This window comes from Agrobacterium sp. 22094 (genome assembly GCF_052046015.1).
Taxonomy (GTDB): domain Bacteria; phylum Pseudomonadota; class Alphaproteobacteria; order Rhizobiales; family Rhizobiaceae; genus Agrobacterium; species Agrobacterium cavarae.
Genome location: NZ_JBQEPX010000004.1, coordinates 365,631 through 388,860 on the forward strand (window position 1 = coordinate 365,631; position 23,230 = coordinate 388,860).

At 57.1% G+C, this 23,230-nt stretch carries 20 protein-coding genes and 1 riboswitch; of the genes, 7 read left to right on the forward strand and 13 right to left on the reverse strand.

The annotated features are described in order from the left end of the window. The first annotated feature begins 3 nt into the window (after positions 1-3). On the forward strand, positions 4-894 hold the full coding sequence (locus ACTJK5_RS18620; protein WP_440612979.1) for a dihydrodipicolinate synthase family protein: 891 nt from the start codon (positions 4-6) through the stop codon (positions 892-894). Positions 895-1,277: 383 nt separating this feature from the next. Here ACTJK5_RS18620 and kdgD read toward each other — a convergent pair whose 3' ends face one another. The 9 genes from kdgD to ACTJK5_RS18665 all read right to left on the reverse strand — a co-directional run bounded on the left by kdgD (position 1,278) and on the right by ACTJK5_RS18665 (position 12,408). Next, the gene (kdgD, locus tag ACTJK5_RS18625) at positions 1,278-2,183 is read right to left on the reverse strand and encodes a 5-dehydro-4-deoxyglucarate dehydratase (protein ID WP_207770930.1); all 906 of its coding nucleotides are present in this window, start codon (positions 2,181-2,183) and stop codon (positions 1,278-1,280) included. Positions 2,184-2,208: 25 nt separating this feature from the next. Beyond that, positions 2,209-3,183: a mannonate dehydratase gene (locus ACTJK5_RS18630; RefSeq protein ID WP_111849090.1), complete on the reverse strand. Its 975-nt coding sequence runs from the start codon at positions 3,181-3,183 to the stop codon at positions 2,209-2,211. A gap of 96 nt (positions 3,184-3,279) precedes the next feature. After that, positions 3,280-4,083, reverse strand: coding sequence for an NAD-dependent epimerase/dehydratase family protein (locus ACTJK5_RS18635; protein ID WP_111849092.1), 804 nt, complete (start codon positions 4,081-4,083; stop codon positions 3,280-3,282). Then, a complete protein-coding gene (locus ACTJK5_RS18640) occupies positions 4,080-4,952 on the reverse strand; it encodes an aldose epimerase family protein (RefSeq protein ID WP_309574513.1) in 873 nt (290 codons plus the stop codon). Before ACTJK5_RS18640 ends, ACTJK5_RS18635 begins: the two co-directional genes overlap by 4 nt. Before the next feature lies 1 nt (position 4,953). Continuing rightward, complete coding sequence (locus ACTJK5_RS18645) at positions 4,954-6,141, reverse strand: galactarate dehydratase (protein WP_062426897.1); 1,188 nt, start codon at positions 6,139-6,141, stop codon at positions 4,954-4,956. Positions 6,142-6,397: 256 nt separating this feature from the next. After that, positions 6,398-8,146: an ABC transporter ATP-binding protein gene (locus tag ACTJK5_RS18650; RefSeq protein ID WP_162693947.1), complete on the reverse strand. Its 1,749-nt coding sequence runs from the start codon at positions 8,144-8,146 to the stop codon at positions 6,398-6,400. A gap of 8 nt (positions 8,147-8,154) precedes the next feature. Next, positions 8,155-9,276: an ABC transporter permease gene (locus ACTJK5_RS18655; protein ID WP_062442739.1), complete on the reverse strand. Its 1,122-nt coding sequence runs from the start codon at positions 9,274-9,276 to the stop codon at positions 8,155-8,157. Positions 9,277-9,286: 10 nt separating this feature from the next. Beyond that, positions 9,287-10,273, reverse strand: coding sequence for an ABC transporter permease (locus ACTJK5_RS18660; RefSeq protein ID WP_062426900.1), 987 nt, complete (start codon positions 10,271-10,273; stop codon positions 9,287-9,289). 185 nt (positions 10,274-10,458) lie between these two features. Continuing rightward, complete coding sequence (locus ACTJK5_RS18665; RefSeq protein ID WP_112520287.1) at positions 10,459-12,408, reverse strand: ABC transporter substrate-binding protein; 1,950 nt, start codon at positions 12,406-12,408, stop codon at positions 10,459-10,461. Between the two features lie 461 nt (positions 12,409-12,869). Between ACTJK5_RS18665 and ACTJK5_RS18670 the strand changes: the two genes are divergently transcribed. From ACTJK5_RS18670 to ribB, 4 genes are all read left to right on the forward strand, one after another. Next, positions 12,870-13,589 carry a FadR/GntR family transcriptional regulator gene (locus tag ACTJK5_RS18670; RefSeq protein WP_062442744.1) on the forward strand — a complete coding sequence of 240 codons (720 nt, stop codon included), beginning with the start codon at positions 12,870-12,872 and terminating at the stop codon, positions 13,587-13,589. 118 nt (positions 13,590-13,707) lie between these two features. Next, a complete protein-coding gene (locus ACTJK5_RS18675; RefSeq protein ID WP_112520286.1) occupies positions 13,708-14,589 on the forward strand; it encodes an SMP-30/gluconolactonase/LRE family protein in 882 nt (293 codons plus the stop codon). Positions 14,590-14,621: 32 nt separating this feature from the next. After that, entirely contained in the window at positions 14,622-15,554 is a 933-nt protein-coding gene (locus ACTJK5_RS18680) for a dihydrodipicolinate synthase family protein (protein ID WP_112520285.1), read from the forward strand. 210 nt (positions 15,555-15,764) lie between these two features. After that, a riboswitch (FMN riboswitch) is annotated at positions 15,765-15,909 on the forward strand. 111 nt (positions 15,910-16,020) lie between these two features. Then, entirely contained in the window at positions 16,021-16,656 is a 636-nt protein-coding gene (ribB, locus tag ACTJK5_RS18685; RefSeq protein WP_112520284.1) for a 3,4-dihydroxy-2-butanone-4-phosphate synthase, read from the forward strand. 76 nt (positions 16,657-16,732) lie between these two features. Here ribB and ACTJK5_RS18690 read toward each other — a convergent pair whose 3' ends face one another. The 4 genes from ACTJK5_RS18690 to ACTJK5_RS18705 all read right to left on the reverse strand — a co-directional run bounded on the left by ACTJK5_RS18690 (position 16,733) and on the right by ACTJK5_RS18705 (position 21,159). After that, positions 16,733-17,521, reverse strand: coding sequence for an SDR family oxidoreductase (locus ACTJK5_RS18690; RefSeq protein WP_112520283.1), 789 nt, complete (start codon positions 17,519-17,521; stop codon positions 16,733-16,735). A gap of 14 nt (positions 17,522-17,535) precedes the next feature. Beyond that, on the reverse strand, positions 17,536-19,014 hold the full coding sequence (locus ACTJK5_RS18695; protein WP_112520282.1) for a sugar ABC transporter ATP-binding protein: 1,479 nt from the start codon (positions 19,012-19,014) through the stop codon (positions 17,536-17,538). Positions 19,015-19,121: 107 nt separating this feature from the next. After that, positions 19,122-20,048 carry a sugar ABC transporter substrate-binding protein gene (locus ACTJK5_RS18700; RefSeq protein ID WP_062426908.1) on the reverse strand — a complete coding sequence of 309 codons (927 nt, stop codon included), beginning with the start codon at positions 20,046-20,048 and terminating at the stop codon, positions 19,122-19,124. A 130-nt stretch (positions 20,049-20,178) separates the two neighbouring features. Next, positions 20,179-21,159 (reverse strand): ABC transporter permease, encoded by a 981-nt coding sequence (locus ACTJK5_RS18705; RefSeq protein ID WP_112520281.1) that lies wholly within the window; start codon positions 21,157-21,159, stop codon positions 20,179-20,181. 231 nt (positions 21,160-21,390) lie between these two features. Here ACTJK5_RS18705 and ACTJK5_RS18710 point away from each other — a divergent pair, with 231 nt between their 5' ends. Together ACTJK5_RS18710 and ACTJK5_RS18715 are read left to right on the forward strand one after the other, a co-directional pair. After that, a complete protein-coding gene (locus tag ACTJK5_RS18710; protein ID WP_112520280.1) occupies positions 21,391-22,200 on the forward strand; it encodes a transketolase in 810 nt (269 codons plus the stop codon). Next, positions 22,200-23,156: a transketolase family protein gene (locus ACTJK5_RS18715; RefSeq protein ID WP_062426911.1), complete on the forward strand. Its 957-nt coding sequence runs from the start codon at positions 22,200-22,202 to the stop codon at positions 23,154-23,156. Before ACTJK5_RS18710 ends, ACTJK5_RS18715 begins: the two co-directional genes overlap by 1 nt. Positions 23,157-23,230 lie beyond the last annotated feature (74 nt).

The following is a 23,230-nucleotide window of genomic DNA, read 5'->3' on the forward strand; positions in this document are numbered from 1 at the left end:
ATCATGTCGAAAAAGGCCTTCGTCGCTCTCGTCACATGTTTCAACGAGGACGAGACCATCAATTTCGAGGCCACGCGCGCGCAGGTGCGCCGACAGGTCGAGGCTGGCAACAACATCATGTGTGCCGGCACCAATGGCGATTTCTCTGCGCTGACCTTCGACGAAAAGGTCAAGCTTGCCGAGGCAGTGGTCGATGAAGTCAATGGTCAGGTTGACGTAATCGTCAATGCAGGTATGCCGGCGACATTTGAGACGCTGAAGCTTGCACGCGAATTCGACCGCATTGGTGTCAATGCAATTGCTGTCATCACCCCCTTTTTCATTGCTTGCACGCAGGACGGACTAATCCGGCATTTTTCCACAGTTGCCGATGCGGTGAAGACGCCGATCTACCTCTATGACATTCCGGCCCGCACGCAGAACCACATCGAGCCTGAGACTGCACGGACGCTTTCGGCACATGGCAATATTGCGGGGATCAAGGACAGTGGCGGAGCAAAGGAGACGCTGGAAGCCTACCTCGCGGTCGCCCGCGACGTACCCGGTTTCGAAGTCTACTCCGGTCCCGATCATCTGGTGCTCTGGTCGCTACAAAATGGTGCAGCGGGCTGCATCTCTGGCTTGGGCAACGCCATTCCCCAGGTGCTGGCGGGCATTTTGAACGGCTTCAACACTGGCGATATTGCCCAGGCGGAGCGCCAGCAGGCTCTCTTCACCGCCTTTCGCACAGACCTTTATGCGCTTGGATTTGCGCCTGCCATGGTCAAGCGAGCGCTTTACGTCCAAGATGCGTCCGTAGGGGCCAGCCGTCAGCCTGCGCTTCTTCCCAATGCAGAACAAGATGCAGAAATCACCGCTATACTGAAGCGTTTCGACATTATCGCCGGCGCCTGATCGCCACCAACTCTGTGGTTCTCCTGCGTTTTAATGCTGATTTTTTACTATCGGGACCGACGAAGGACAATAGCGCTCCAGTTACTGGCGAACATAACGGGATTTTCGCGTCCGACGAATAGCCGCAGATAGTAACGCCGAGGAGACTAGCCGCCTGCCTCGCGCCACGGAGCACGCGCGGGGGCCAGGGAGGGCATGACGGCGTCAAACCCCGAAAAAAATCCAGCTCCGGCTGGCCCAAAATCGGGTAGCACTTCACAACGCAATGGGCCGTTTCGATCTAGTGGGCCGCTACGGCAACCTCGAAATCGAAGTCGCAGTCGCAGACGGGATCCATTCTCTTCATTGCAAACTTGACTGTGTGCTTCTCAGCAGCAGAACAATCAAGCCGCTGCCTTGACGATCTGTTTGAGGAGCGCGAATTCTTCTGCTGTCAGGTCGGTCAGTGGGGGCCTCACCGGTCCGCACTTGCGTCCACGTGCCTGTAGACCTGCTTTAATAATCGATACGGTGTAGCCTTTCTTTCGGTTGCGCAGTTTGGTCAGCGGAAAGAAGAAATCCTTCAATATCTGATTGGTGATGTCGGTTTCGCCGGCACGTAGCGCGCTGTAGAAACGCTGAGCGAGCTCCGGCACGAAGTTGAAGACGGCAGAGGAGTAGGTTGTTACGCCGGCTGCGAAATATGCCGTAGCGTAAAGTTCGTGCGTTGGCATTCCGCCGATGTAAGTCAGCCGATCGCCGAGCATCGTCGTGATCTCGATTACCCGGTCGACTTCGCCATAGCCATCTTTGAAACCGATCAGATTTGGGCAGATATCACAAAGTCGCGCGATGCTTTCCGCTGATAGCACGATGTTGTCTCGATTGTAGACGACGACCCCAACGCCAACTGCGTCGCAGACGGCCTTAACGTGAGCGACGAGACCGTCCTGTTCGCAGAGCATTAGGTAAGGGGGCAAAAGCAGGACGCCGTCAGCACCAGCTGCCTCCGCAGCCTTTGCCATCTCCACAGCCATGGCAGTTCCGTAGGCCGCACCACCGACGATCGGGGTGTTCACGGACGTGGCCTTGGCGACCTTTGTGACATAGGCCGCCTCCAACGGCGTTAGGGAGAACAGCTCGCCGGTACCACCAGGAGCAAACAATACTGCTGCGCCGAAGCCGTCAAGCCAGGCGATGTGCTCTCGATAGGCGTCCTCGTCGAAGGAGAAATCGGTATTGAATGTTGTCACGGGAAAAGAGAGCAGTCCGCTGCCCAGAGCCGTCTTGAGTTCGTTCGGGTCCATAATATTATCCTGATTGTAGATGTTGGGGTCAGTAGGTCTCTAGTGCCTGAAGCAGGGCTGTGGTGTAGCCGTAGCAAAAGGCGAAGGCGACGCCCTGGGGGTCGCGACCGCTGATCGTTGGGACATGGTCCGGCATAATCATGTACTGATAGCCGACCTCCTTGTAGACGCGTAGCGAGCGTGCCATGTCCATGTCGCCCTCGTCTGGGAAAGTCTCCATGAAAGAAAGCTTGCGACCGCGGATGTTGCGGAAATGCAGATTGAAGATTTTCTCGCGCTCGCCGAACCAGCGTATGACGTCTTCGATTTCTTCGCGTGGATTATCCAGCATCTCACCCACTGTGCCTTGGCAGAAATTCAGGCCGTGATACGGACTTTCGCGCATGGTCACGAACTTTTTCAGTCCATCAACAGTACCAAGGACGCGCGTGACTCCTTTGTAGCCTGGGGGGGTATAGGGATCGTGCGGATGGCAGGCAAGGCGGATCCTGTTGGCTTCGGCAACGGGAACTACGCGCTCGAGAAAATAATCGATGCGCTCCCAGTTCTCGTCCTCTGATAAGGCTCCCGCCAGACCGGGCGCTGCGTTCTGATCAATCTTGTCCCAGCGAAACGACGCGTTCATCGATCCCCCTCGACCGGCCTCGTCTGGCGTGCGAGGAATACCGATAAGGTTGAGATTGTACTTGGCGGCGGGGACGCCGACGGCTGCGAGGTCTTCAATCAGGGTGCAAATCGCATCGATTTGCCGATCGCGATTGGGCCCCGCAAGCAGGATGTCCGGATAGGTGGCTGTCTCGATCGGGCTGGATGGGAGCGGAAGCTGGATCATGTCCAGTTCAAGGCCAAAGCTTTCGACCTTATCGCGCAGCCGCTTCAGATCGTCCCTATTCCATGCGCCCAGCGGACCATCAGGGTCCGCGCAAATGTGCTTGACGCCTAGCTGTGCCCACATGCGGTAGTCATCATCGTCGCGCGCGGCGAGCTGTGTTCCTACATACATACCGTTCCTCCTCAATTGGGTGGCTGGCTGCAAGCCGCTAAGGACCTATTTTTGAGAGCTTAGTGGGTGCCGGCCTCGGATTGTCATTCTTCTTTCTCAGACTGGCGGCTTATTGGTAATGATCGGGAGTTCGGTGAAGCGACCACCTTGTCTGGTGACCAGTGGATCATTTGCCGATGGAATTCCTTCAGCCTCGATCGTTTCGCGCCAGTTTTCGGCAGAATCTCGTGGCTGCCAGCCCAACCAGGCGGCGTTTGAATTGTCCCACCAGCTAGCAGGATTTGATGAAACACCCCAGATGACGGGGCAGCCGAGCACTGGGACAGTGAAGACGCGTTCGGTAAGGGTGGCGAAATCCTCGTAGGATAGCCAACTGGATAGCATCCGATAATCGACCGGTTCTTTCGTGCAAGAGCCGATACGAACCGATGCTGTTTCCTGACCGAACTTGTCGAAATACATGCGAGCCAGCAACTCGCCATAACCTTTTGACACGCCATAGAGCCCGTCTGGCCTAAGCGGCTCATCCGCTCCCAGCCTCTGCGTTTGCGGATAAAAGCCGACCGTGTGGTTCGAAGAGGCAAAGAGAATGCGCGGATGTCCATGTGCCCGGGCGGCCTCGTAGAGATTATACATCCCAATAATGTTGGCGTGGAGTATCTCATCGAAGGGCCGTTCCACGGAAATTCCGCCCAGATGGAGAATGCCGTCGCAATCTGCGACCATGGCGTTTACGGCTGCTGCATCCGCTAGGTCGCACTGAATGCATTCTTCGCGGTCGTGCTCAGGCGTCAAGGTAACGATATCGGCCAGGCGAATCGCGTCTGCAAGACCGGACAGGCGTTTGCGCATAACTCGGCCGATTGCACCAGCCCCGCCTGTGATCAGAAGACGTTTCATGAGGGCTCTCCGTGTTTGATAGAGGTGATGGACATTCTGATGCGGCCGGACAGATGCTCGCCTTGTCCGAGCACGGCGAAGCCTGATGCTTGTCTTTCGCTCTCTGGCAATCTTAGTACGCCAGCGGCTGCAGAAACCGGCTCAAGGCAGAGGTAGCGCTCAGTTCGATGGACGGCGATGTGACCGAAAATCGGGTCGGCAGAGATCACTAATTTGGCTTCGTCACGCAGCAACTCCGCCCTCTTCCAGTTGCAAAAGTGCAGCGTATAGCCGGACGAGGCCGGGATCGTCGCATAGTCATGGTGAACCGGAACAGAGCTGATCGGCATGTTCAATCGATCGAGCACGTAGGCGGCAGTCGCGTCGGTATATGCCTTATTGTCAAGACTAGCCTGGATATAAGGATGCCATCCGATAACCGCCGGAGCAGGATGATCTGCGCGGTTCAGAAGCTTCAGCTTTAAGGATAATCCTTGATCGTCTAGAGTAAACGTCTGCCACGCGGTGAAAGAAAACGGCCATTCATCATCGGTCCGGTAATCAAGCCTGAGCGTCACACGATCGCTCGCTTGCTCCTCGATACGCCATCCGCGCCGATGGGCGGGGCCATGCATGGCATCGCCTGCGAGCGCCGGGTGAGGGACGACGGTGTAATCTCTTCCAAGATGAGAGAAGGCTGCGCCAGCCACTCTGTTGTGATAGGGAAACAGAGGATAAGCTCCAGCCTTCGGCCAGGTCCATGGATCGAACTCCGTCTCATGCGTTGGAACAAGAATATCGCCGAGTTCAGCATGGACAAGATGCGTCAAACGACCGCCCCATCCAGGAGCAAAGCGGGCCAACAGAGGCCCACTGGCGATTTCGACCATATCAGGCAAAGGCATAGGATCCATCCGGACGCTTGGGAACGCGCCGCTGCCAGTGGATGTAGCCGTCTTCTTGCATAGCCTGTTCATCCATTTCGACGCCCCAGCCCGGCCGGTCGGGGCGGAGTTCGAGATATCCGTCCTTTGGCAGGTACGGATCGATGACATAGCGTGTCGTCTCCTCCTGCTTGTGAACCTCGGTCCCGCCGTAGATGTATCCTTGTCCCTTCGGAAGACGATATTCGAGGATCTTGAAGTTCTGCTGGGCAGCTGAGAAATGCACGTTAACGGCGGTTGCGAGCGGTCCCATGGGGTTATGAGGGGCAATACCGACGAAATGGGCCTCCGCCAAAGTGGCAATACGGCGCATCTCCGAAATACCTCCCACCACGCAGATATCGGGCTGGATCAGATCGGCGCCCTTGACCTGCAAAAGGCGAAGGAACTCGTTGCGATTGTAAAGGCTTTCGCCAGTGGCCAGAGTGCAGTTCAGCCCCTGTTTCAGATCGCCATACATCTCGATGTTTTCGGGACGTAGCGGCTCCTCGTAGAAAAGAGGATCGTATGGTGCCAACGCGTTTCCTAGCTGACGTGCTGCTGCGGGCTCGAAAATCTTCGCATGCGCGTCGAAGGCGATTTCGTAGTCGGAACTGACGTTTTCGCGCAGCGAGCGGAAATACTCGGCGGAACTGCGCACGACCTCGCCCCAGCGGTGGCTGTGCATGTCAATCCGCCATGGGCTAAGCTTGAATGCGGTAAACCCCCACTCGGCGTTCAGCCTGTCGAGTTCTTCCTTGGCTGCCGGGACATCCGGTGCCGTATAAACGCCGGCATAGACCTTGATCCGGTCACGGACTTCGCCACCGAGTAGCTTGTAGACTGGCACACCCGCGGCCTTGGCCGCGAGATCCCAAAGGCAGTGATCGAGGCCCGAAATGGCAGACAGACCAAGCGCGCCGGGCGGGAACCGGTTTTGCTGCAGCATGAGATTATAGAGATACTCTACCCGCGTCGGGTCCTGACCGGCAATGAAGCCGTAGAGATAATCGAGGATGGGTGGCAAGGCGAGATCAGGTCCGTGGTTGTAGCACTCGCCCCAGCCAGTCAGGCCATCATCTGTATCGAGTGCAACAATGACACGGGGCCTATCCTTGTCGCGGGTGACGTACACCCGCATCCGATCAATTTTCATTTTCGTCTCGTCCTTAAGCTTTGAAATATTCAATCCATGCAATGCGCGTCTGCATGTCGAGCCTTGCCGCAGGTTCCGGTATTGCAGGATTTGGCGCTTTTCTGCGTGGGGATGGGAGGGAGGTCTTCACTTGATGAGGAGCCAATTGCACCTGCCCTCATTGCAGTTGTTAATACGGCCGGCCACCCGCCCGATATCAATTTTGAGCAGGCGATTTGCAGGGCGTGCACGGCAGCGGTACGATTGGCCTCAATTTTCATCGTTGCACGCTCCCATTCTTGGTTGCGGCGAGGGGAGGGACGATGTGCACCGCAGGCTCTGTGTACCGGAACCGCCGCGAACGATCGCGGTCTCTCGGATCGGGACGTGGGATGGCCGAAAGCAGTGCCTGCGTGTATTGGTGATCGGGCGCGCTGCAGATCTTCTCAGCGTCGCCGACTTCCACGAGCCTGCCACGATACATGACGCCGACCCGGTCGCACATGTAGCGAATGACGCCGATATCATGACTGATGAAGATGTAAGCGAGACCGAGCTCGTCCTGGATACGCATCAAAAGATCGAGGACTTGGAAACGCACCGACACGTCGAGCGCAGAAGTGGCTTCATCGGCGACGATGATGCGCGGTTTGAGCGTGATGGCACGGGCGATGCCAATGCGCTGGCGTTGCCCGCCGGAAAAGGCGTGCGGGTAGCGCTCGCGACCGTTTGGATCGAGCCCGACCTGCTCCATCAGCGTACAGACCCGTTCGTCCAGCTCGCGGCCTTTAGCTATCCCGTTGACGAGGAGCGGTTCGCCGATGATCTGAGCAACTGTCATGCGGGGGTTGAGAGACCCGAAAGGATCCTGGAACACCATGCGCAGCTCCCGGCGCGCGGCCTGCAGCTCTTCGCCTTCGATCTTTGCGAGATCGATAATGCGACCGTCTGCCTTCCGATAGAGCATCTCGCCGGACGTCGGGTCGTAGAGCCTCATGATGGAGCGCCCCATCGTCGTCTTGCCAGAGCCACTTTCTCCAACAATGCCAAGCGTCTCGCCAGGCAGCAGTTTGATCGACACACCGTCCAGGGCCTTCATCGCGCCGAAGTGCATCGTCAGATCGCGTATTTCGAGAAGCGGTGGCGCGGTGGTATCGAGGGGCGGGCGCTTCAGCCGTATTTCCGCCTTCTGCTCGAGCTTTAGCACCGAACCGATCAGCATTTTGGTATAGGGATCGCGCGCCTCGTGGAAGATCTGCTCTACCGGACCGTATTCCTTGACGACACCGTGATGCATTACGAGGACATCATCGGCGATCTGCGCCACTACGCCCATGTCATGGGTAATGAACAGCACCGCCATACCGTTCGCCTTTTGTAGCCGAGCGATGAGATCGAGGATTTCGGCTTGGGTCGTCACGTCGAGAGCAGTCGTTGGCTCGTCGGCGATCAGGAGGCGCGGTTTGCAGGCGAGTGCCATCGCAATCATAGCTCGCTGGCGCATACCGCCTGAATACTGGAAAGCGTATTTGTCGATGGCCGTCTCGGGGTTTGGAATTTCAACTTGCCGCAGCAGTGAGATTGCTTCGGCGCGCGCTTCCGCCTTACTCATCTTCAGGTGCAGCCGTAGCGCTTCCATGATCTGGTCGCCGACCGTGTGAACCGGCGAAAGTGAAGACATCGGCTCTTGAAAGATCATAGCTATATCCGCTCCGCGCACGGAGCGGATCGCTTTGCCACGCGGATCAAGCTTGGCAAGATCGACAACTGAACCATCGGCGCGGCTAAGAAGAACAGATCCTGATGCGATATGACCGGGAGCATCTACGATCTGGAGGATGGAGCGCGCCGTCACCGACTTGCCGGAGCCGCTCTCTCCCACGACGCAGAGCGTCTTGCCCGGTTCAATCGTAAAGGAAATATCATTGACGGCTTTGAAGACGTCGGTTCGGAGAGGAAACTCTGTGACGAGATTCCTGACGTCGAGGAGCGGTTTGCGCGGCGCGATGTTCGGGATGTCTGTCATCGGTGATCTCACTTGTTGTACGGGTCGGCGGCGTCGCGTAGGCCGTCACCCAGAAGGTTGAGCGCCATCACCGCGATGACGACAGCCACACCAGGAAGGAAGAGCCATGGGGCTGTCGCGATAGAGCGGATGTTCTGCGCTTCACGCAGCAGGACGCCCCAGGATATCGTCGGCGGCTGCAGGCCGAGGCCAAGGAAGGACAGCGAGGTTTCCGCAAGGATCATCGCCGGTACGGCAAGTGTCACCGAAGCGATGATATGGCTGGAGAAACTTGGGAGCATATGGCGAAAAATTATGCGCCGTTCTGGCACGCCATCCAAACGCGCGGCAGCAACGAATTCTTCCGTTCTAAGGGAGAGGAAGCGACCGCGCACCACGCGAGCAAGCTGTGCCCAACCGGTAAGCGACAGGATGACGGTGATCATCATGTACTGCATCGTCGCCGGCCAGTTCTGCGGAAGGGCCGCAGCAAGCGCCAGCCAGATCGGGATCGTCGGCAGCGACAGCACGAAGTCGATGACGCGCTGCATGACGAAGTCGATGCGTCCACCGTAATAGCCCGAAATGCCGCCGAGGACGACGCCGAGCAAAAGCGACAGAGCGACACCGACAAGTCCGATCGACAACGAAACCTGCGCGCCTTGGACAACTCGGCTAAACACATCGCGTCCCAGACGATCAGCGCCAAAGATGAAAAGCGGCCGGCTCTTGTCGGTGGAGGCTAGCAGATGAATGTTGGAGGAGAACAGTCCCAGCACGTTGTATTCATAACCGCGGCCGAAAAATTGCAATGGCACCTTCTTTGTGGTGTCCTCCGTGAAAATGGCTGCAAGAGTGTTGGGATCACGGGTCAGCTTCATCGGGTAGTAATAGGGTCCGATCTCAAAGCCGTTCGACGTATCAAAAAGATGAACGCGCTGAGGCGGATGGAACGTTGCACGAGCGTTTTGCAGGACAGGATCGTTGACCGCGAAGAAGCCCGGCACGAGGGCCACCGTGTACATCGCGAGGGTTATGAAGAGTGAAGCCATGGCGAGCTTGTGGCGCTTGAAGGCCCACCAGATCAGCTGCCATTGCGAGGCGACGGCGGCGCGATCGGGGCGACCAGCGGTGATAGCGATATCAGTCATGGGCGCGCTCCTATTCGAGACGGATTCGGGGGTCGACGAGGGCCAGTAGAATGTCGCTGATCAGGGAGCCGATAAGCGTCAGTGCGCAGATCAGAAGGACAAAGGCACCGGCGAGATACATGTCCTGCGCCATCAGCGACTGAAGCAGCAAAGGCGCAGCTGTCGGAAGGTTCAAAACGATCGCGACGACAACGGAACCGGAAATCAGGTTTGGCAAAAGCCATGCGATAGTAGAGATGAACGGGTTAAGCGCGATACGAAGGGGGTACTTCGTCAGCAGACGAAACTCCGATAGACCCTTGGCACGTGCGGTCGTGACATAGGGTTTGGGCAGTTCGTCCAGCATGTTAGCCCGCATGACGCGGATGAGGCTTGCTGTCGAGGAAACCGCAAGAATGATAACCGGCAGCCAGATATGCTGCATCAGGTCTATCATCTTGCCGATGCTCCAAGGAGCGGCCTGATATTCGTGCGAGAACAAGCCGCCGACATCCTGCCCGAACTCCACGGCCGCGACATACATCAGCACGAGCGCCAGTAGGAAAGAGGGTATTGAGAGACCGAAGAAGCTGAATGCGGTGAAGAAATAGTCCCCAATCGAGTACTTCTTGACCGCAGAATAGACGCCTATGGGAAGCGCAATCGCCCAAGTGGCCAGAAGGCTAGCAATGGCGAGCACGAGGGTCAGTGCCATGCGCTCCCAGATCAGACCGGATACCGGCTGTTGCCATTCGAAGGAGATGCCGAAATCGCCCCGCGTGACGATTCCCCACACCCACTTTAGATATTGAATGATCATCGGCTGATCGAGACCGAAACGTTCGCGGAGCAGCGCGGCGGTATTCTGATCGACCACCTCATTGGAGGAAGCGAGCGTTGCGACGTAGGTCGTGACATAGTCGCCCGGCGGCAGCTGTATCAAGACGAAAGCGAGGAAGCTGACCGCAAAGAGCGATGGGATCATCCATAAAAGGCGTTTAACGATGAAGGCTAGCATAAGTCTCTCGCAAGCAAGGCCATGGCTGACGTTTTCCGACCGATTGATCTTCATCGGAAGGACGGCGGGTGGCGGATCAAAGGGGTGCCGCATTTTGAAGATGCGGCACCGTCCATCGTTCGCGTGAAGCGGTTGCGACCTTTCAGATCAGCGTCTCGCGCTTAATAGGCTTGGTTGGCCGTGCCTTAGCTGGTGAAGAAGAATTGCTGGGGCAGGGCGGGACCTGGATTTGGCCACGTCCAGCTGTCGGGTTCCGTTTCAGGAACGTTGCGCAGATTGTTGCGAATGATCCCGAAACCGCCGACAGCCAGGCAGACACCGATCGTCTCGAACTCGTCTGCCGCAATATCGAAGATTTCTTTCATCTTCTCGCCACGCTTTTGCAGGTCGGCGGTCGAGCGGGCCTCGTCGAAAAGCTTGAAACGCTTCTTCTGGCTTTCAGGTGGTTCCTGGCCCTTCTGCCCGTTCGATGTGTACCACTGTGCCCACGGTATGGCGTAGCGCGAACCCTGCGGATGGAAGGCGAAGAAGTCACGCGGATCGAGCATCGGGTCGAGACCGCCTGGGCCGGGCCAAACGGCCGCATCATGGGCGTTGTCGTCTCCACGTGTATAGTAGAGCGCGCGTTCGATGGTGTTCACCTTAATGTCCACACCGATCTGGGCCCACTGAGCCTTTACCAGTTCAAGCGCATCGACAAGATCCGGATAGAGGGTCGGGATCACATCGATTGCGAAGAATATAGGCTGACCGTCAGGACGAAGCCTAATGCCGTTGTCGTTCTTCTTGTCGTAGCCAGCCTTGTCCAGCATGGCATTGGCCTTGTCTTGGTCGTACTCGGTAAGCTGGCGTGCAAGCTTCTCGTGGTACCAAGGATGAGTAGGGCGGGGTCCTGTCTGGTATCCCTCGCTCTGACCGAAATAGACGATATCGATGATTTCCTGGCGATTGAGCCCAAAGGAAAGCGCTTGGCGGAAGGACTTGTCGGCGAACATCGTCCGCATAGCCGGATCTTTGTGAGTGATGTTAAGATAGATCTGGCACTGCTGCGCCGCAGAGGGCACAAGCGTCATCAAACGGTAGTCGCCCTTTTTCGCGTTTTCGGACAGAGTGGGCTTATTGGCCAGCGTGCTGATATGGCGTTCCTGAATGTCGATCTTGCCGGAGATGACGTTCAACATCAGGGATTCGACGTCCTGGGAAATGCCGAAATTGATCTCATCCACGTAGGGCAACTGGTTTCCTTCGGTGTCTACTTGCCAGAAGTAGGGGTTACGCGTCATCACGACACGCGTTGCGCCGCCGGAGTAGGGCTCCTTCACGACCCATGGATCGAGAGTAGGCTTGTCCACATTCGACCATCGGGACGGAATTTCGATATCACCGCATTTGCTGCGGAAGAACTCGGTCCAACTTGCTGCACCTGCCGCCTTCGCTTCGGCTTCGATGCTGGTGTTGTATTTTGGGAGGAACTTGCTGCAGTAGTGCTTTGCAAATAAGGTTGGATGCTGACCCAAAGGCGTTGCCAGGTTTTCGAGGTAGAGCGCATTCGGCGCCGCAAATTTGAATTTGACGGTGTAGTCGTCGACTTTGGCAACATCCACAGCCTTTCCACCAATTGAGACCTGGGCCGGAGTAGATCCGTAAAGCTCCTTGTTCTTCACCACGTCTTCGATTGCAAAGACCACGTCATCGGCGGTGAAGGGGTAACCGTCGGACCACTTGGTCCCCTTACGCAGATAGAAGGTGAATTCCGACGCGTCGGCGTTGATCTCCCATTTTTCTGCCAGGTTTGGCAGTACCTCGGTGAATTCGAGGTTCCAGCGTACCAAACCCTGGTTGCCCACCATGCGCAGGATGCCATTATGGTCGGAGGAGCCGCGGATACCGCGTCGCAAGGTGCCACCGTAGGTACCGATTTTCTCATGCGGAGTGACGACTAGAGGGTTTTCGGGTAGTCGATCTTTCAGCGCAGGCAGCTTTCCATCCTTTACCAAGGCTGCAAGCTGTGGCGCTTCTCCACTACTTGCCGCCTTGGCAACGCCGCCGGCAACTGAGAGGGCCACGGCCCCGCCCACACCTGCCAAAAACGTACGGCGCGTCACGCCCAGCGAAAGTCCTTGCTTCTCGCGCATTCCGAAATCCCTCCCAAAGATGATACCCGGCGCCACGCTAGGCGGTTTGCCGGCCACGGCCTCCCCGACCGTTCTCCGATCTCCTCATCGGATAAGGGCACCATAATCAGATTTCAGATGATTACAAGTATTGACAGATTATTACAGATTTTTTATGTGTTCCTAAAGTTTCGGGAAGCTTCAGGCTGTCAAAGCGGAGGACACCTACTTCAAGAAAGAGGCGTGGGGAGGCAATTTTCTCACCTTAATTCCTCGCGCTCATCCTGTTTGAGCGTGGAAAGCCGAAGGTCAGAGGAACTGGTTGTACAATCGCTACTACCCAAAAGGTGGTGGGAGGATGCAGTCGAGCAGGCGGTGCTTGAGGTCTTCGTTGAGAAAGGACTCGCGTGCCGTAGTGTTTTCGGTCTCTATCCGGAAGTGTAGGGAGAGTTCGAGCAGTTGAGAAAGGATAAGAGGCGCTGATGGACGGTCCAGTTGCGACGACGCCGACGAGAGGCGATACCCGCTTCAGCGATATCATTTACGAGAAAATCGTATCGATGATTGCGGACGGCCGTTTCCCGGTCAACGAGAGGTTGCCGTCCGAACAGAATCTTGCCGCCCTTTTGGGAGCGTCGCGCCCGGTAGTGCGAGAAGCACTGGAGCGCCTTCGCAATGATGACCTTATAGTGTCGCGCAAAGGATCGGGTTCCTATGTGCGACAAAGGCCAGACCGCTCGATTTTGCAGCAAGTGCCGGTTGGGTCTCTAGCTGATGTCCAACGTTTCTTTGAGTTCCGGGCGGGCCTCGAAGCGTCGGCGGCTGAATTGGCCGCCCGGAACTGGCAAGCTGTCGACCGCACTCGCATTTCTGACGCGATCCTGGCGCTGGAAAAATGCCTGGAGCGAGGAGACCTGGGTGCTGACGAAGATTTTGCGCTCCATGAGGCCATCGCGATTGCGAGTGGAAACCAGTTTCATGCGACAGTCCGAACCCTGTTCAGGCCTCACTTTTCCATCGGTCAGTCGGTTACGAGAAGCCTGAGTCTAAAGCGGCCTCCGCATCACGTGCGTGAGGTGCAGGGAGAACACACAGCAATTGTCGAGGCGATTTTCGCACGAAACGAACAGGCCGCTCACGACGCGATGAAGAACCATATCCTGATGGCACGTGCCCGCATGTTCCAAGGGGTGGGAAGTTAACAAAACATCTTCGGGACGACGACAATCCCGCATCGAACAATTTGAATGGGTGTGGTCTGGGGCCACACGCTGGAGCGGAGCTTTGTCTCGTGAGGCGGCTCGGGGGGAAGAGGAAGGCATGACGTCACAAAGGATTTTCGAACCGAAAATTCGCTCGCTCATCGATACGCCGCTTTCAGTCGGAGAATCGCCCGTTTGGGACGAGCGAACCGGTGCTCTCTGGTTCGTCGATATTCTCGCACCGGCTGCCTATCGGCTGAGGGCGAACGGAAGTCTCGATCGTTTTGACATGCCGGCGGCGATTGGTTGCCTCGGTCTGTGCGAAAACGGCATGGTGCTCGCCGGACTACAGACTGGCGTTCATCTCCTTGATCCGGCAACAGGTCAGCTTGAATTCTTCTGCGATCCTGACGGGGGAAGGCCGGACAGTCGCCTCAATGACGGTAAAGTCGGGCCGGACGGTCATTTCTGGGTGGGAACGCGAGACGAGGCCGTTCCTCAAACCGGGAATGCGAGACTCTATCGCGTTTCACCCGACCGCAGCTTCACCTGCCTGATTGATGGGGGATTGTTGACGTCCAACGGTCTGGCCTGGAGTCCCGACGGCCGACGCATGTACCACTCTGATAGTAGCGGCCCCATGCTCCAAGCCTTCGATTTCGATGCCGACACTGGTGCAGTTGGAGCTGCAGAGCGTCTCCACGATTTTGTCCCTGGCGAAGGTAGACCGGATGGTGCTGCGACCGATTGCGAAGGCTACTATTGGAGCGCCGGCGTGCAGGGCGGTCGCTTGAATAGGATTTCCCCTGAAGGCCAGATCGTCGAAATTTACCAGATGCCTTTCGCCGGTCCCACCATGCCCTGTTTCGGCGGGCCGGATCTCAAGACGCTTTATGTTACCAGCCTGACAACCGGCGAGGGGACGTCGAGGGCACAAGGCACTCTCATCGCCTTCGATGCGCCTGTCGCCGGCGCTCCCGTTCACCGGTTTGCGCTTTAGCCGCACATCCTTTTCATTTGGAGATTTCTGACATGAACTGCTTCGACATGCGCGACCGATTGCACGGCGTATCAGGCGTGCCGATCACTGCCTACGGCACAGATGGTGAGATCGATGCACAGGTAACTGCCACGATTTACAGCCGCGTTGCGCGCGCCGGTATCCACAATATCGTGGCTGCGGGCAACACCGGCGAGTTCTACGCCTTGACGATCGATGAAATTCTCAAGGTTTATGAGGCCGCCATCGCAGGTGTGGAAGGCGTCGCGCCGGTAACGGCTGCCATCGGGAGGTCTCAGCGCGAGGCTGTTGCTATGGCACGGCAAGCAAAATCCATGGGCGCCTCGGCGGTGATGTCGCATCAGCCCGTGGATCCTTTCGCCGCGCCCCAATCCCAGATCGACTATTTCCGCGGACTTGCTGAAGCAAGCGAACTGCCGCTCGTCGCCTATGTCCGGGCTGAAGGCTTTAGCGTCGAAGATATGACGCGCCTTGCCGCTCATCCCAATATCGTCGGTATAAAGTTCGCGACGACAGACGTGATGTTACTGTCCCGCTCAATTGCCGCGTCCGACTCAAACGGCGCGCTTTATGTATGCGGACTGGCCGAAAGCTGGGCGCCTGCTTTTGCTGCGGTTGGAGCGAGGGGCTTCACATCCGGGCTGGTCAATGTTGCCCCAGAGTTTTCGCTACAGGTGCAAGCGGCGCTCGCAGCTGGCGATTTTGCCGCGGCCCGTTCCGTTGTCGAACGGATTGAGTTGTTCGAACGGCTGAGAACCAAGTACCGCAATGGTGCCAATGTAACCGTGGTGAAGGAAGCTGTTGCCCTGCAGGGCTTTCATGTCGGGCCGGTCCGTGAGCCAGGTCTTCCGGTTCTCGATGCTGCCGACAGAGATGCACTGAGATCTCTCATGCAGTCCTGGGGACTATTGGCGGGCACCGTTGCGGCGGATTTTAATCTGTGAGGGCTTCGACGGCGTGGGTGTAACGGAAGCGTTCAGCCCGGATTTCATGGCCTACTGCAAGAGGACGAAGGTTTGAACTTAATGGACGGGAGTCAAAGATCATGAAGTCTAACTGCTCGTTGGGGTGCGGCAACTCGACAATCGGGCATGTGCCTCCAATCAATGCATTATTTCTAACTTGAAATACCACTCCTGCTTGCCGTATGATTGTTTTGTTCTCAGGGCGGGGCGCAATTCCCCACCGGCGGTATCGGGATTTATCCCGGAGCCCGCGAGCGCTTCCGGTTTTCGGAAGGTCAGCAGATCCGGTGCGATGCCGGAGCCGACGGTATAGTCCGGATGGAAGAGAACAAGGTAGTGAGGACCCACACCCGTGGGTCCCAATTACGTTGTTCGCCCAAGGGAAATTTGGCGTTTAATCAAACGCGAAAGTGCCGGAAACGGCATAACCCTTGAAAGGCAAGACATGACTATTTCTAAAATTGAAGACGCGATCGCAGCTATCTCTCGCGGTGACATGGTCATCGTCGTGGATGATGAGGATCGTGAAAATGAAGGCGATATCATCGCCGCCTCGGAGACCATCACCCCCAGCCAGATCGCGTTCATGATGAACCACGCCCGTGGTCTGATCTGTGTCGCCATGGAGGGCGAGCGATTGGACGAGTTGGAGCTTCCCTTGATGGTTCCGCGCAACACGGAATACCACAAAACAGCTTTTACCGTTTCGGTGGACTACATTCCTGGCACGACCACCGGCATTTCCGCACAGGACCGTGCCAACACCGTGCAGTCACTGGTCACGAAAGGGACGAAGCCGGAAGATTTTGCCCGGCCTGGGCATATCTTTCCGTTGCGGGCCAATCCACAAGGCGTTCTCGGCCGCACCGGCCACACGGAAGCCGCCGTCGATCTCTGCCGTCTCGCAGGAAAAGCGCCCTCTGGGACAATCTGCGAAGTTGCCAATGACGATGGCACCATGGCCCGGCTGCCTGATCTCGAGGTGTTTGCCGAACGGCACGGTCTTTTGCTCGTGACGATTAAGGACTTGGTCGAATACGTGAATGCCCGGGAAGCCGAAGAGCGCAAGCAGGTGGCTTGATGCCTGAGATCAACAGTGCAAAATGCGCCCAGTCCGGGCGCATTTTCATTTTGTAATCTGGATCGAAGACTGCCCGTTACCAGCAGCAGAACCCGCCATCGACCAGAAGATCGACGCCGGTCACGAAGCTTGCTGCATCAGACAGCAGGAAGATGGCCGGACCAACCATTTCATCGACATTGGCCATGCGCTGCATCGGCGTCTGCTCTTCAAAGAGTTTCGTCTGGTGAACCATTTCCGGACGCGTATTCATCGGCGTCGCCGTATAGCCGGGAGAGATCGTGTTGACGCGCAGGCCACGACCGACCCACTCCATAGCCATAGATTTCGACATGTGGATGACGCCTGCTTTGGAGGCGTTGTAGTGGCACTGCATCAGCCCGCGATTGACGATCACACCGGACATGGACGCAATATTGACGATTGATCCGCGTCCGTGCTTCAACATTGCCTGAGCCTCAGCCTGACAGGAAAGGAAAACGCCCTTCAGGTTGATATCCATCATCGTCTGAAACTGGCTCTCGTCCATTTCCTCTGCAGGATTGGCATTGGCGATGCCTGCAGCGTTGACGGCAAGCGACAGTGCTCCGAGATCAGCCTCGGTTTTGGCCATCGCGTCGGTCAGCGCCTGCTTGCTAGTGACATCTGCTGCAATCTGAACAGAGTTGCGGCCGGCCTTTGCAATAAAGTCAGCCGTTTGTGCCAGGCCGTCGTCTGTGCGGCGGTCGAGCAACGCGACATCGGCACCGGCTTGTGCCAGGCCCATCGCAATGCGCTGGCCGATACCAGAACCCGCACCCGTGACGAGGGCGACTTGACCGGAGAGATCGAAAAGCTTCGGCGCGTTAAGCGTAATGGTGGACATGCAGATTTCCTTTTTCAGATTGTCGCCAGTTCCATAACGGACACATCGTTGGCTTCATCACGGTTGAGAATGCCAGCTTGATTTCCCTGGGCAAGCACGAGGATGCGACTGGAAACACCCAGCACTTCCTCAAGATCGGAGCTGACTACGATAACCGCCACGCCCTGTTTCGCCAGATCGACGATGATGTCGTAAATGCCGGCGCGTGCGCCGACATCGATGCCACGGGTTGGCTCATCCAGCACGACCACACGCGGGTTGCGCGCCAGCCACTTGGCGATGACGACCTTTTGCTGATTGCCACCAGAGAGATCGGATGCCGGCTGTTCACCTTTGCCTTTGACGCCAAACTTCGAAATGGCAGCATTGGCGAAGCGACGCTTGAGCCCGGGTGTGACCCAACGTGTTCCAAGCAAGTCGAGATTGGCGTAGATAATGTTTTCGCCGATTTCATGCTCGACCACGAGCCCTTGAAGCTTGCGATCTTCCGGCACCATGACGATGCCATGATCGATGGCATCGGAGGGTGATTTCAGGTTGAGCTGTTTGCCATTGAGGATGATTTGTCCCTGAGAAGTCGCATCTGCACCGGCAATTGCCCGCACCAATTCGGTCCGGCCAGCGCCGATGAGGCCTGCAATACCAAGAATTTCGCCGGCACGCACATCGAAGCTGACATTGCGAAATGCGCTGTTGACGCCTGTCAGTCCTTTGACCTCGAGCACGACCTTTTGGCTGGCCTTCGGTAGGGTAGGGAACATGCGCTCCAGCGAACGGCCGACCATGCTCTCCACGACGGTGCGTACGGGCGTAGAACTATCAGCGAATTCGTTGACCCGTTCTCCATCACGCAAGACGACGATCCGGTCGGTGATTTGTCGGATCTCCTCCATTCGGTGCGAAATGTAGATGATACCAACGCCCTCAGCCCTCAGCTTTCGGACCTGTTCGAACAGCGCCTGCGTTTCCGCCCCGCCAAGGGCTGCTGTCGGCTCGTCAAGGATGAGTAGCTTCGCATCAAGCGCCAGCGCCTTGGCGATCTCAATGAGCTGCTGGTTTGCAGTGGAAAGGCCTGCGACCTTGCGGGAGGCGGGAATGTGTAGATTGAGGCGGGCCAGTTGCTCCTGCGCGCGCCTCACCATCTCGGCACGATCGACCTTGCCATTTTTCATCGGCCAGCGCCCGATGAAAACATTCTCCGCAATGGATAGCTCAGGCAGAAGCTTCAGTTCCTGGTGTATCAGCACGACGCCCTTGTCGATCGCCTCGCGCGGCGAGGCGGGGGCGTAGGGTTGGCCAAGCCAGGTCATGGTGCCTTGCGATGGTTCGCGCGATCCCGCAATGATGCCAGACAGGGTCGATTTGCCCGCGCCGTTTTCGCCCAGAAGCGCGACGACCTCGCCAGCATAAACGTCGAGATCAACGTTCTTTAAGACCTCAAGCGGACCGTAACGTTTGCTGATGCCACGCAGCGAAAGAACCGGCTCACGCATGCTTACGACCTCCCAAAACTTGCAATCGAGATAACCGGATGGTCGCAAGGTGCCATGTCCGGTTCGAAGAGGTGGGGTGCCGCCGATAAACGGCACCCGCAGTGTAATCAAGGATGGTTGGCGATAAAGCCGTCGACATTTTCCTTGGTGGTCAGCGTCGCGTCCATCAGCTGGACCGGTGCGACCTTCTCGCCGCCGACAATCTTCACGGCCATCTCGACAGCAGTGCGGCCCATCTTCTGGGTCTGCTGGGTGGCTGTCGCATTGAAAACACCGTTCTTCAGCGCTTCGAGGGCCGCGGTGTCACCGTCAAAACCGCCAACAACGATCTTCTGCGATGGATTGGCAACCTTGATGGCCTGCGCTGCGCCAAGTGCCAGACCGTCCGCCTGAGCGAAGACGATGGAGACATCCGGATTTGCCTGAAGCATGTTCTGCATGATCTGGAAGCCTTCGTCCTGGCTCCACATGTTCGACCATTGTTCAGCAACGATCTTCACATCCGGGTTCGCCTTGACGGATTCCATGCAGCCTTTGGTACGATCCACTTCTGGCGTCGTGCCCTTCTGGCCGTGAATGATGACCATCTTCCCCTTACCGCCAGCCTGCTTGATGATGTAGTCGCAGACCGACTTTGCAGATGCGACGGAATCAGTCGCCAGGAACGTATCGCCAGGCGCACCGTCTGCGTTACGGTCAACGTTGATGACAGGCACGCCGGCGGCCTTTGCAAGCTTCACCGGAACGGTCGCGGCAGCAGCACCGGCAGGAATGTAGATCAGCGCGTCGATATTTTGGGTCAGAAGATCCTGGATTTGGTTGACCTGCGTCGGGCCATCACCCTTTGCGTCGACGGTCACGACCGTGATGCCGCGCGTTTTGGCTTCTGCTTCCACCGACTGCTTGATCTGGTTGAAGAAGTTTGCCTGAAGATTGGCCACTGCAAGGCCGATCTTCTTGACTTCGGCGGCGTTGGCGGAGCCGAGTGAGAGGGCAAGTGCTGCCGATGCCAGTAGAATACGAGACAGTTTCATGTTGTTTTCCTCCGGTTTTGGTGATGGCTTTCGGGAGACTTTGCCTCCTCCCCTCGGGCCGGTTTCCTCCCCCTCCAGGAAGGGAGATGGTCTGTTGAGGGCGGAGTCGATCTCCGCCGAAGCTTGAAGATCAGGCTCTTCTACGGCGCAGGGTTTCTGCCCCGACCGCCAGAACGATGACGACGCCGATGATGACCTGCTGAAGAAAAGGCGAGACGTTGAGAAGGTTGAGGCCGTTGCGCAGCACGCCGATAATGAGGACGCCAATAAGCGTACCGCCGATACCTCCAGCGCCGCCCGAGAGGGATGTGCCGCCAATGACAACCGCTGCAATCGTATCAAGCTCGTATCCAAAGCCGCTGGACGGCTGGACGGAGTCGAGGCGCGCTGCGAGAACGATACCGGCAAGACCTGCGAGAACAGCGCACACGATATAGACGCCGATAGTCACCAGTTGAACATTGATGCCGGCCAGACGTGCCACTTCAGCATTGCCGCCGACGGCATAGACGGTACGGCCTTCAGCACGGTAGCGCAAAAATGCCCATGAAACGGCGACGACAACCAGCATCAGAAGCACGGTTGCGGTTAGCACGCCGAAGTGCCGATCAATCGCGAGCATCATGAACCAGTCAGGAAAACCAACGATCTGCTGGCCGTCGGTGATCATGTTGGCAACACCACGCGCAACCGACATCATGGCAAGAGTAGCGATGAATGCAGGCACACGAAACACGGTGACAAGTATGCCGACAGCAAGCCCGCAAACGCCAGATGCCAGCAATGCTAGGACGATGGCTGCGCCCATTGGCATCTCGGCAACATTTGCAGTCCATCCCATGATCATCATCGACAGGGCAAGAACAGATCCCACCGAGAGATCGATGCCACCGAGCAGAATAACGAACGTCATGCCGACGGCCATGATGCCGAGAACGGTGATTTGATCGAGGATGTTCAAGCCATTGCGCAGCGACAGGAAATTATCGCTGGCAAAAGAGAGGAACACACACAGAAGCAGCAGACCGACGAGAGGTCCCGTGGCTCCACTTAACCAGGCGAGCGGATTTTTCATTTGGACGTTTGCGTCCTTGCGCTCCAACACGGTCATGGCTCCTCCCACTGGTCTTACGTTAGAACTTTTAGTCCGATGAGAATAAATATTCACATCCGGTGCAAAATTCATAATTCAGTTTCTGGACCCTTGTCAATAGCGCAGATGCGGGCGGCGGATTAAATGAAATCCATGCGTTTTCTCTTTTGGAACTTGACACTTCGGCCGCTTATGCAATTATATAGCTACATGTATAAATATTCACACGTGCATCTTGATGAGGATTTTATGGAGCCGAAAGAACTTGAGCGCGTAGCGCGCCAGATCCGCCTGCGCGATGTGCAAGCCGTTTTCGAAGCCGGTGCAGGTCATGTGGGTGGAGAAATGTCTGCCATCGATGTCATGACGGCGCTGTATTTCCGCGTCCTGCGCATTTCGCCGGATGATCCGAAGAACCCGGCGCGAGACCGCTTCGTCCTATCAAAGGGGCATACGGCCTGCGCACTTTACGTCACGCTCGCCAAGCGCGGCTTTATTCCCGAAGACGAAATCTCAACTTTCCTGCAGCCTAATTCGCGTCTGAATGGCCATCCCAACTGTAATAAGGTGCCGGGTGTCGAGACAAATACCGGGCCACTTGGCCACGGCCTGCCGGTTGCGGTCGGCATGGCCAAAGCCGCCAAGCTTTCTGGCGCCGATTACCACACCTATGTGATGACCGGCGACGGCGAGATGCAGGAAGGCTCTAACTGGGAAGCGATTATGTCTGCCGCCCAGTTTGGCCTCAATAATCTGACGCTTATCATTGATCACAATCGCTTCCAGCAAGGTGCGGCGCTCTCTGACACCAACGATATTGCACCTCTTCGACCCAAGCTGGAAGCATTCGGCTGGGACGTCTCTGAAATCAACGGTAACGACATCGGCGAGGTCGTTCCCGCACTCGAACACCGTAGCGATCGCCCGCACTGCATCGTGGCCCATACCAACAAGGGCCATGGCATATCCTTCATGCAGGACAAGGTCGATTGGCACCACAAGGTGCCGAGCAAAGAACAATACGACATCGCCGTCAAAGAACTTTCGGAGGCACTATAATGAACGCGCCCGTATCTGCCCCCAAACTCTACGACTGCCGCGATGCCTTTGCGGAGACAATTGAAATGCTTGCCGCAAACGACTCGCGCGTTGTCGCCGTATGCAATGACTCGGTCGGCTCGTCCAAGCTCGGCGGCTTCAAGGCGAAGTTTCCAGAACGTCTGGTCAATGTCGGTATTGCCGAACAGAACATGGTTGGCGTTGGTGCTGGTCTCGCAAATGGTGGCCAGCTGCCCTTCGTCTGCGGCGCATCCTGCTTTTTGACGGGCCGCGCTTTAGAGCAGATCAAGGCCGATCTTGCCTATTCCAATGCCAATGTAAAACTTGTCGGCATTTCGTCGGGCATGGCTTATGGCGAGCTTGGGCCGACACACCACTCCATCGAGGATTTCGCGTGGACGCGTGTTTTGCCAAATCTGCCGGTGATTGCGCCTTGTGATCGTATCGAAACTGCCGCTGCAGTGAAATGGGCGGCTGAGTATGCAGGCCCTTGCTTCCTGCGCCTGTCGCGTGTCGGCGTGCCGGATCTGCTGCCGGAAGGGCATATCTTCGAACTCGGCAAAGCCAATCTCCTGCGCGACGGCACGGATTTGACTTTGATCGCTAACGGCACCCTGACACACCGCATGGTCAAGGCCGCAGACATCCTGGCAACACGCGGCATTAAAGCTCGCGTTTTGAACATGGCAACCGTGCGACCGATCGATGAAGCGGCCATCGTTGCGGCGGCAACGGAAACCGGTGCGATCCTGACGGCGGAAGAACACTCGATCTATGGCGGGCTGGGTTCTGCCATCGCCGAAGTGGTTGTGGAGCAGGCTCCGGTGCCAATGAAACGCCTCGGCGTTCCCGGCGTCTTTGCCCATACCGGCCCGGCCGAATGGCTGCTCGATGAGTTCGGGATGGCACCGGCCGCTATTGCCGACGCGGCTCAGGCACTGATCAAAAGAAAATAAGTCTCCTCCCTGCCGCTCACGTCTCCATCTTTGAGGCGTGGGCGGCGCCCTTTTTCACAACCGCGTGGTACTTC

Excerpts from the sequence above, each read along its gene's own strand:
- ACTJK5_RS18620 (WP_440612979.1), top strand. The coding sequence starts at position 4 with ATGTCGAAAAAGGCCTTCGTCGCTCTCGTCACATGTTTCAACGAGGAC.
- ACTJK5_RS18630 (WP_111849090.1), bottom strand. The coding sequence starts at position 3,183 with ATGTATGTAGGAACACAGCTCGCCGCGCGCGACGATGATGACTACCGC.
- ACTJK5_RS18635 (WP_111849092.1), bottom strand. The coding sequence starts at position 4,083 with ATGAAACGTCTTCTGATCACAGGCGGGGCTGGTGCAATCGGCCGAGTT.
- ACTJK5_RS18640 (WP_309574513.1), bottom strand. The coding sequence starts at position 4,952 with ATGGTCGAAATCGCCAGTGGGCCTCTGTTGGCCCGCTTTGCTCCTGGA.
- ACTJK5_RS18645 (WP_062426897.1), bottom strand. The coding sequence starts at position 6,141 with ATGAAAATTGATCGGATGCGGGTGTACGTCACCCGCGACAAGGATAGG.
- ACTJK5_RS18650 (WP_162693947.1), bottom strand. The coding sequence starts at position 8,146 with ATGACAGACATCCCGAACATCGCGCCGCGCAAACCGCTCCTCGACGTC.
- ACTJK5_RS18655 (WP_062442739.1), bottom strand. The coding sequence starts at position 9,276 with ATGACTGATATCGCTATCACCGCTGGTCGCCCCGATCGCGCCGCCGTC.
- ACTJK5_RS18660 (WP_062426900.1), bottom strand. The coding sequence starts at position 10,273 with ATGCTAGCCTTCATCGTTAAACGCCTTTTATGGATGATCCCATCGCTC.
- ACTJK5_RS18665 (WP_112520287.1), bottom strand. The coding sequence starts at position 12,408 with ATGCGCGAGAAGCAAGGACTTTCGCTGGGCGTGACGCGCCGTACGTTT.
- ACTJK5_RS18670 (WP_062442744.1), top strand. The coding sequence starts at position 12,870 with ATGGACGGTCCAGTTGCGACGACGCCGACGAGAGGCGATACCCGCTTC.
- ACTJK5_RS18675 (WP_112520286.1), top strand. The coding sequence starts at position 13,708 with ATGACGTCACAAAGGATTTTCGAACCGAAAATTCGCTCGCTCATCGAT.
- ACTJK5_RS18680 (WP_112520285.1), top strand. The coding sequence starts at position 14,622 with ATGAACTGCTTCGACATGCGCGACCGATTGCACGGCGTATCAGGCGTG.
- ribB (WP_112520284.1), top strand. The coding sequence starts at position 16,021 with ATGACTATTTCTAAAATTGAAGACGCGATCGCAGCTATCTCTCGCGGT.
- ACTJK5_RS18690 (WP_112520283.1), bottom strand. The coding sequence starts at position 17,521 with ATGTCCACCATTACGCTTAACGCGCCGAAGCTTTTCGATCTCTCCGGT.
- ACTJK5_RS18695 (WP_112520282.1), bottom strand. The coding sequence starts at position 19,014 with ATGCGTGAGCCGGTTCTTTCGCTGCGTGGCATCAGCAAACGTTACGGT.
- ACTJK5_RS18700 (WP_062426908.1), bottom strand. The coding sequence starts at position 20,048 with ATGAAACTGTCTCGTATTCTACTGGCATCGGCAGCACTTGCCCTCTCA.
- ACTJK5_RS18705 (WP_112520281.1), bottom strand. The coding sequence starts at position 21,159 with ATGACCGTGTTGGAGCGCAAGGACGCAAACGTCCAAATGAAAAATCCG.
- ACTJK5_RS18710 (WP_112520280.1), top strand. The coding sequence starts at position 21,391 with ATGGAGCCGAAAGAACTTGAGCGCGTAGCGCGCCAGATCCGCCTGCGC.
- ACTJK5_RS18715 (WP_062426911.1), top strand. The coding sequence starts at position 22,200 with ATGAACGCGCCCGTATCTGCCCCCAAACTCTACGACTGCCGCGATGCC.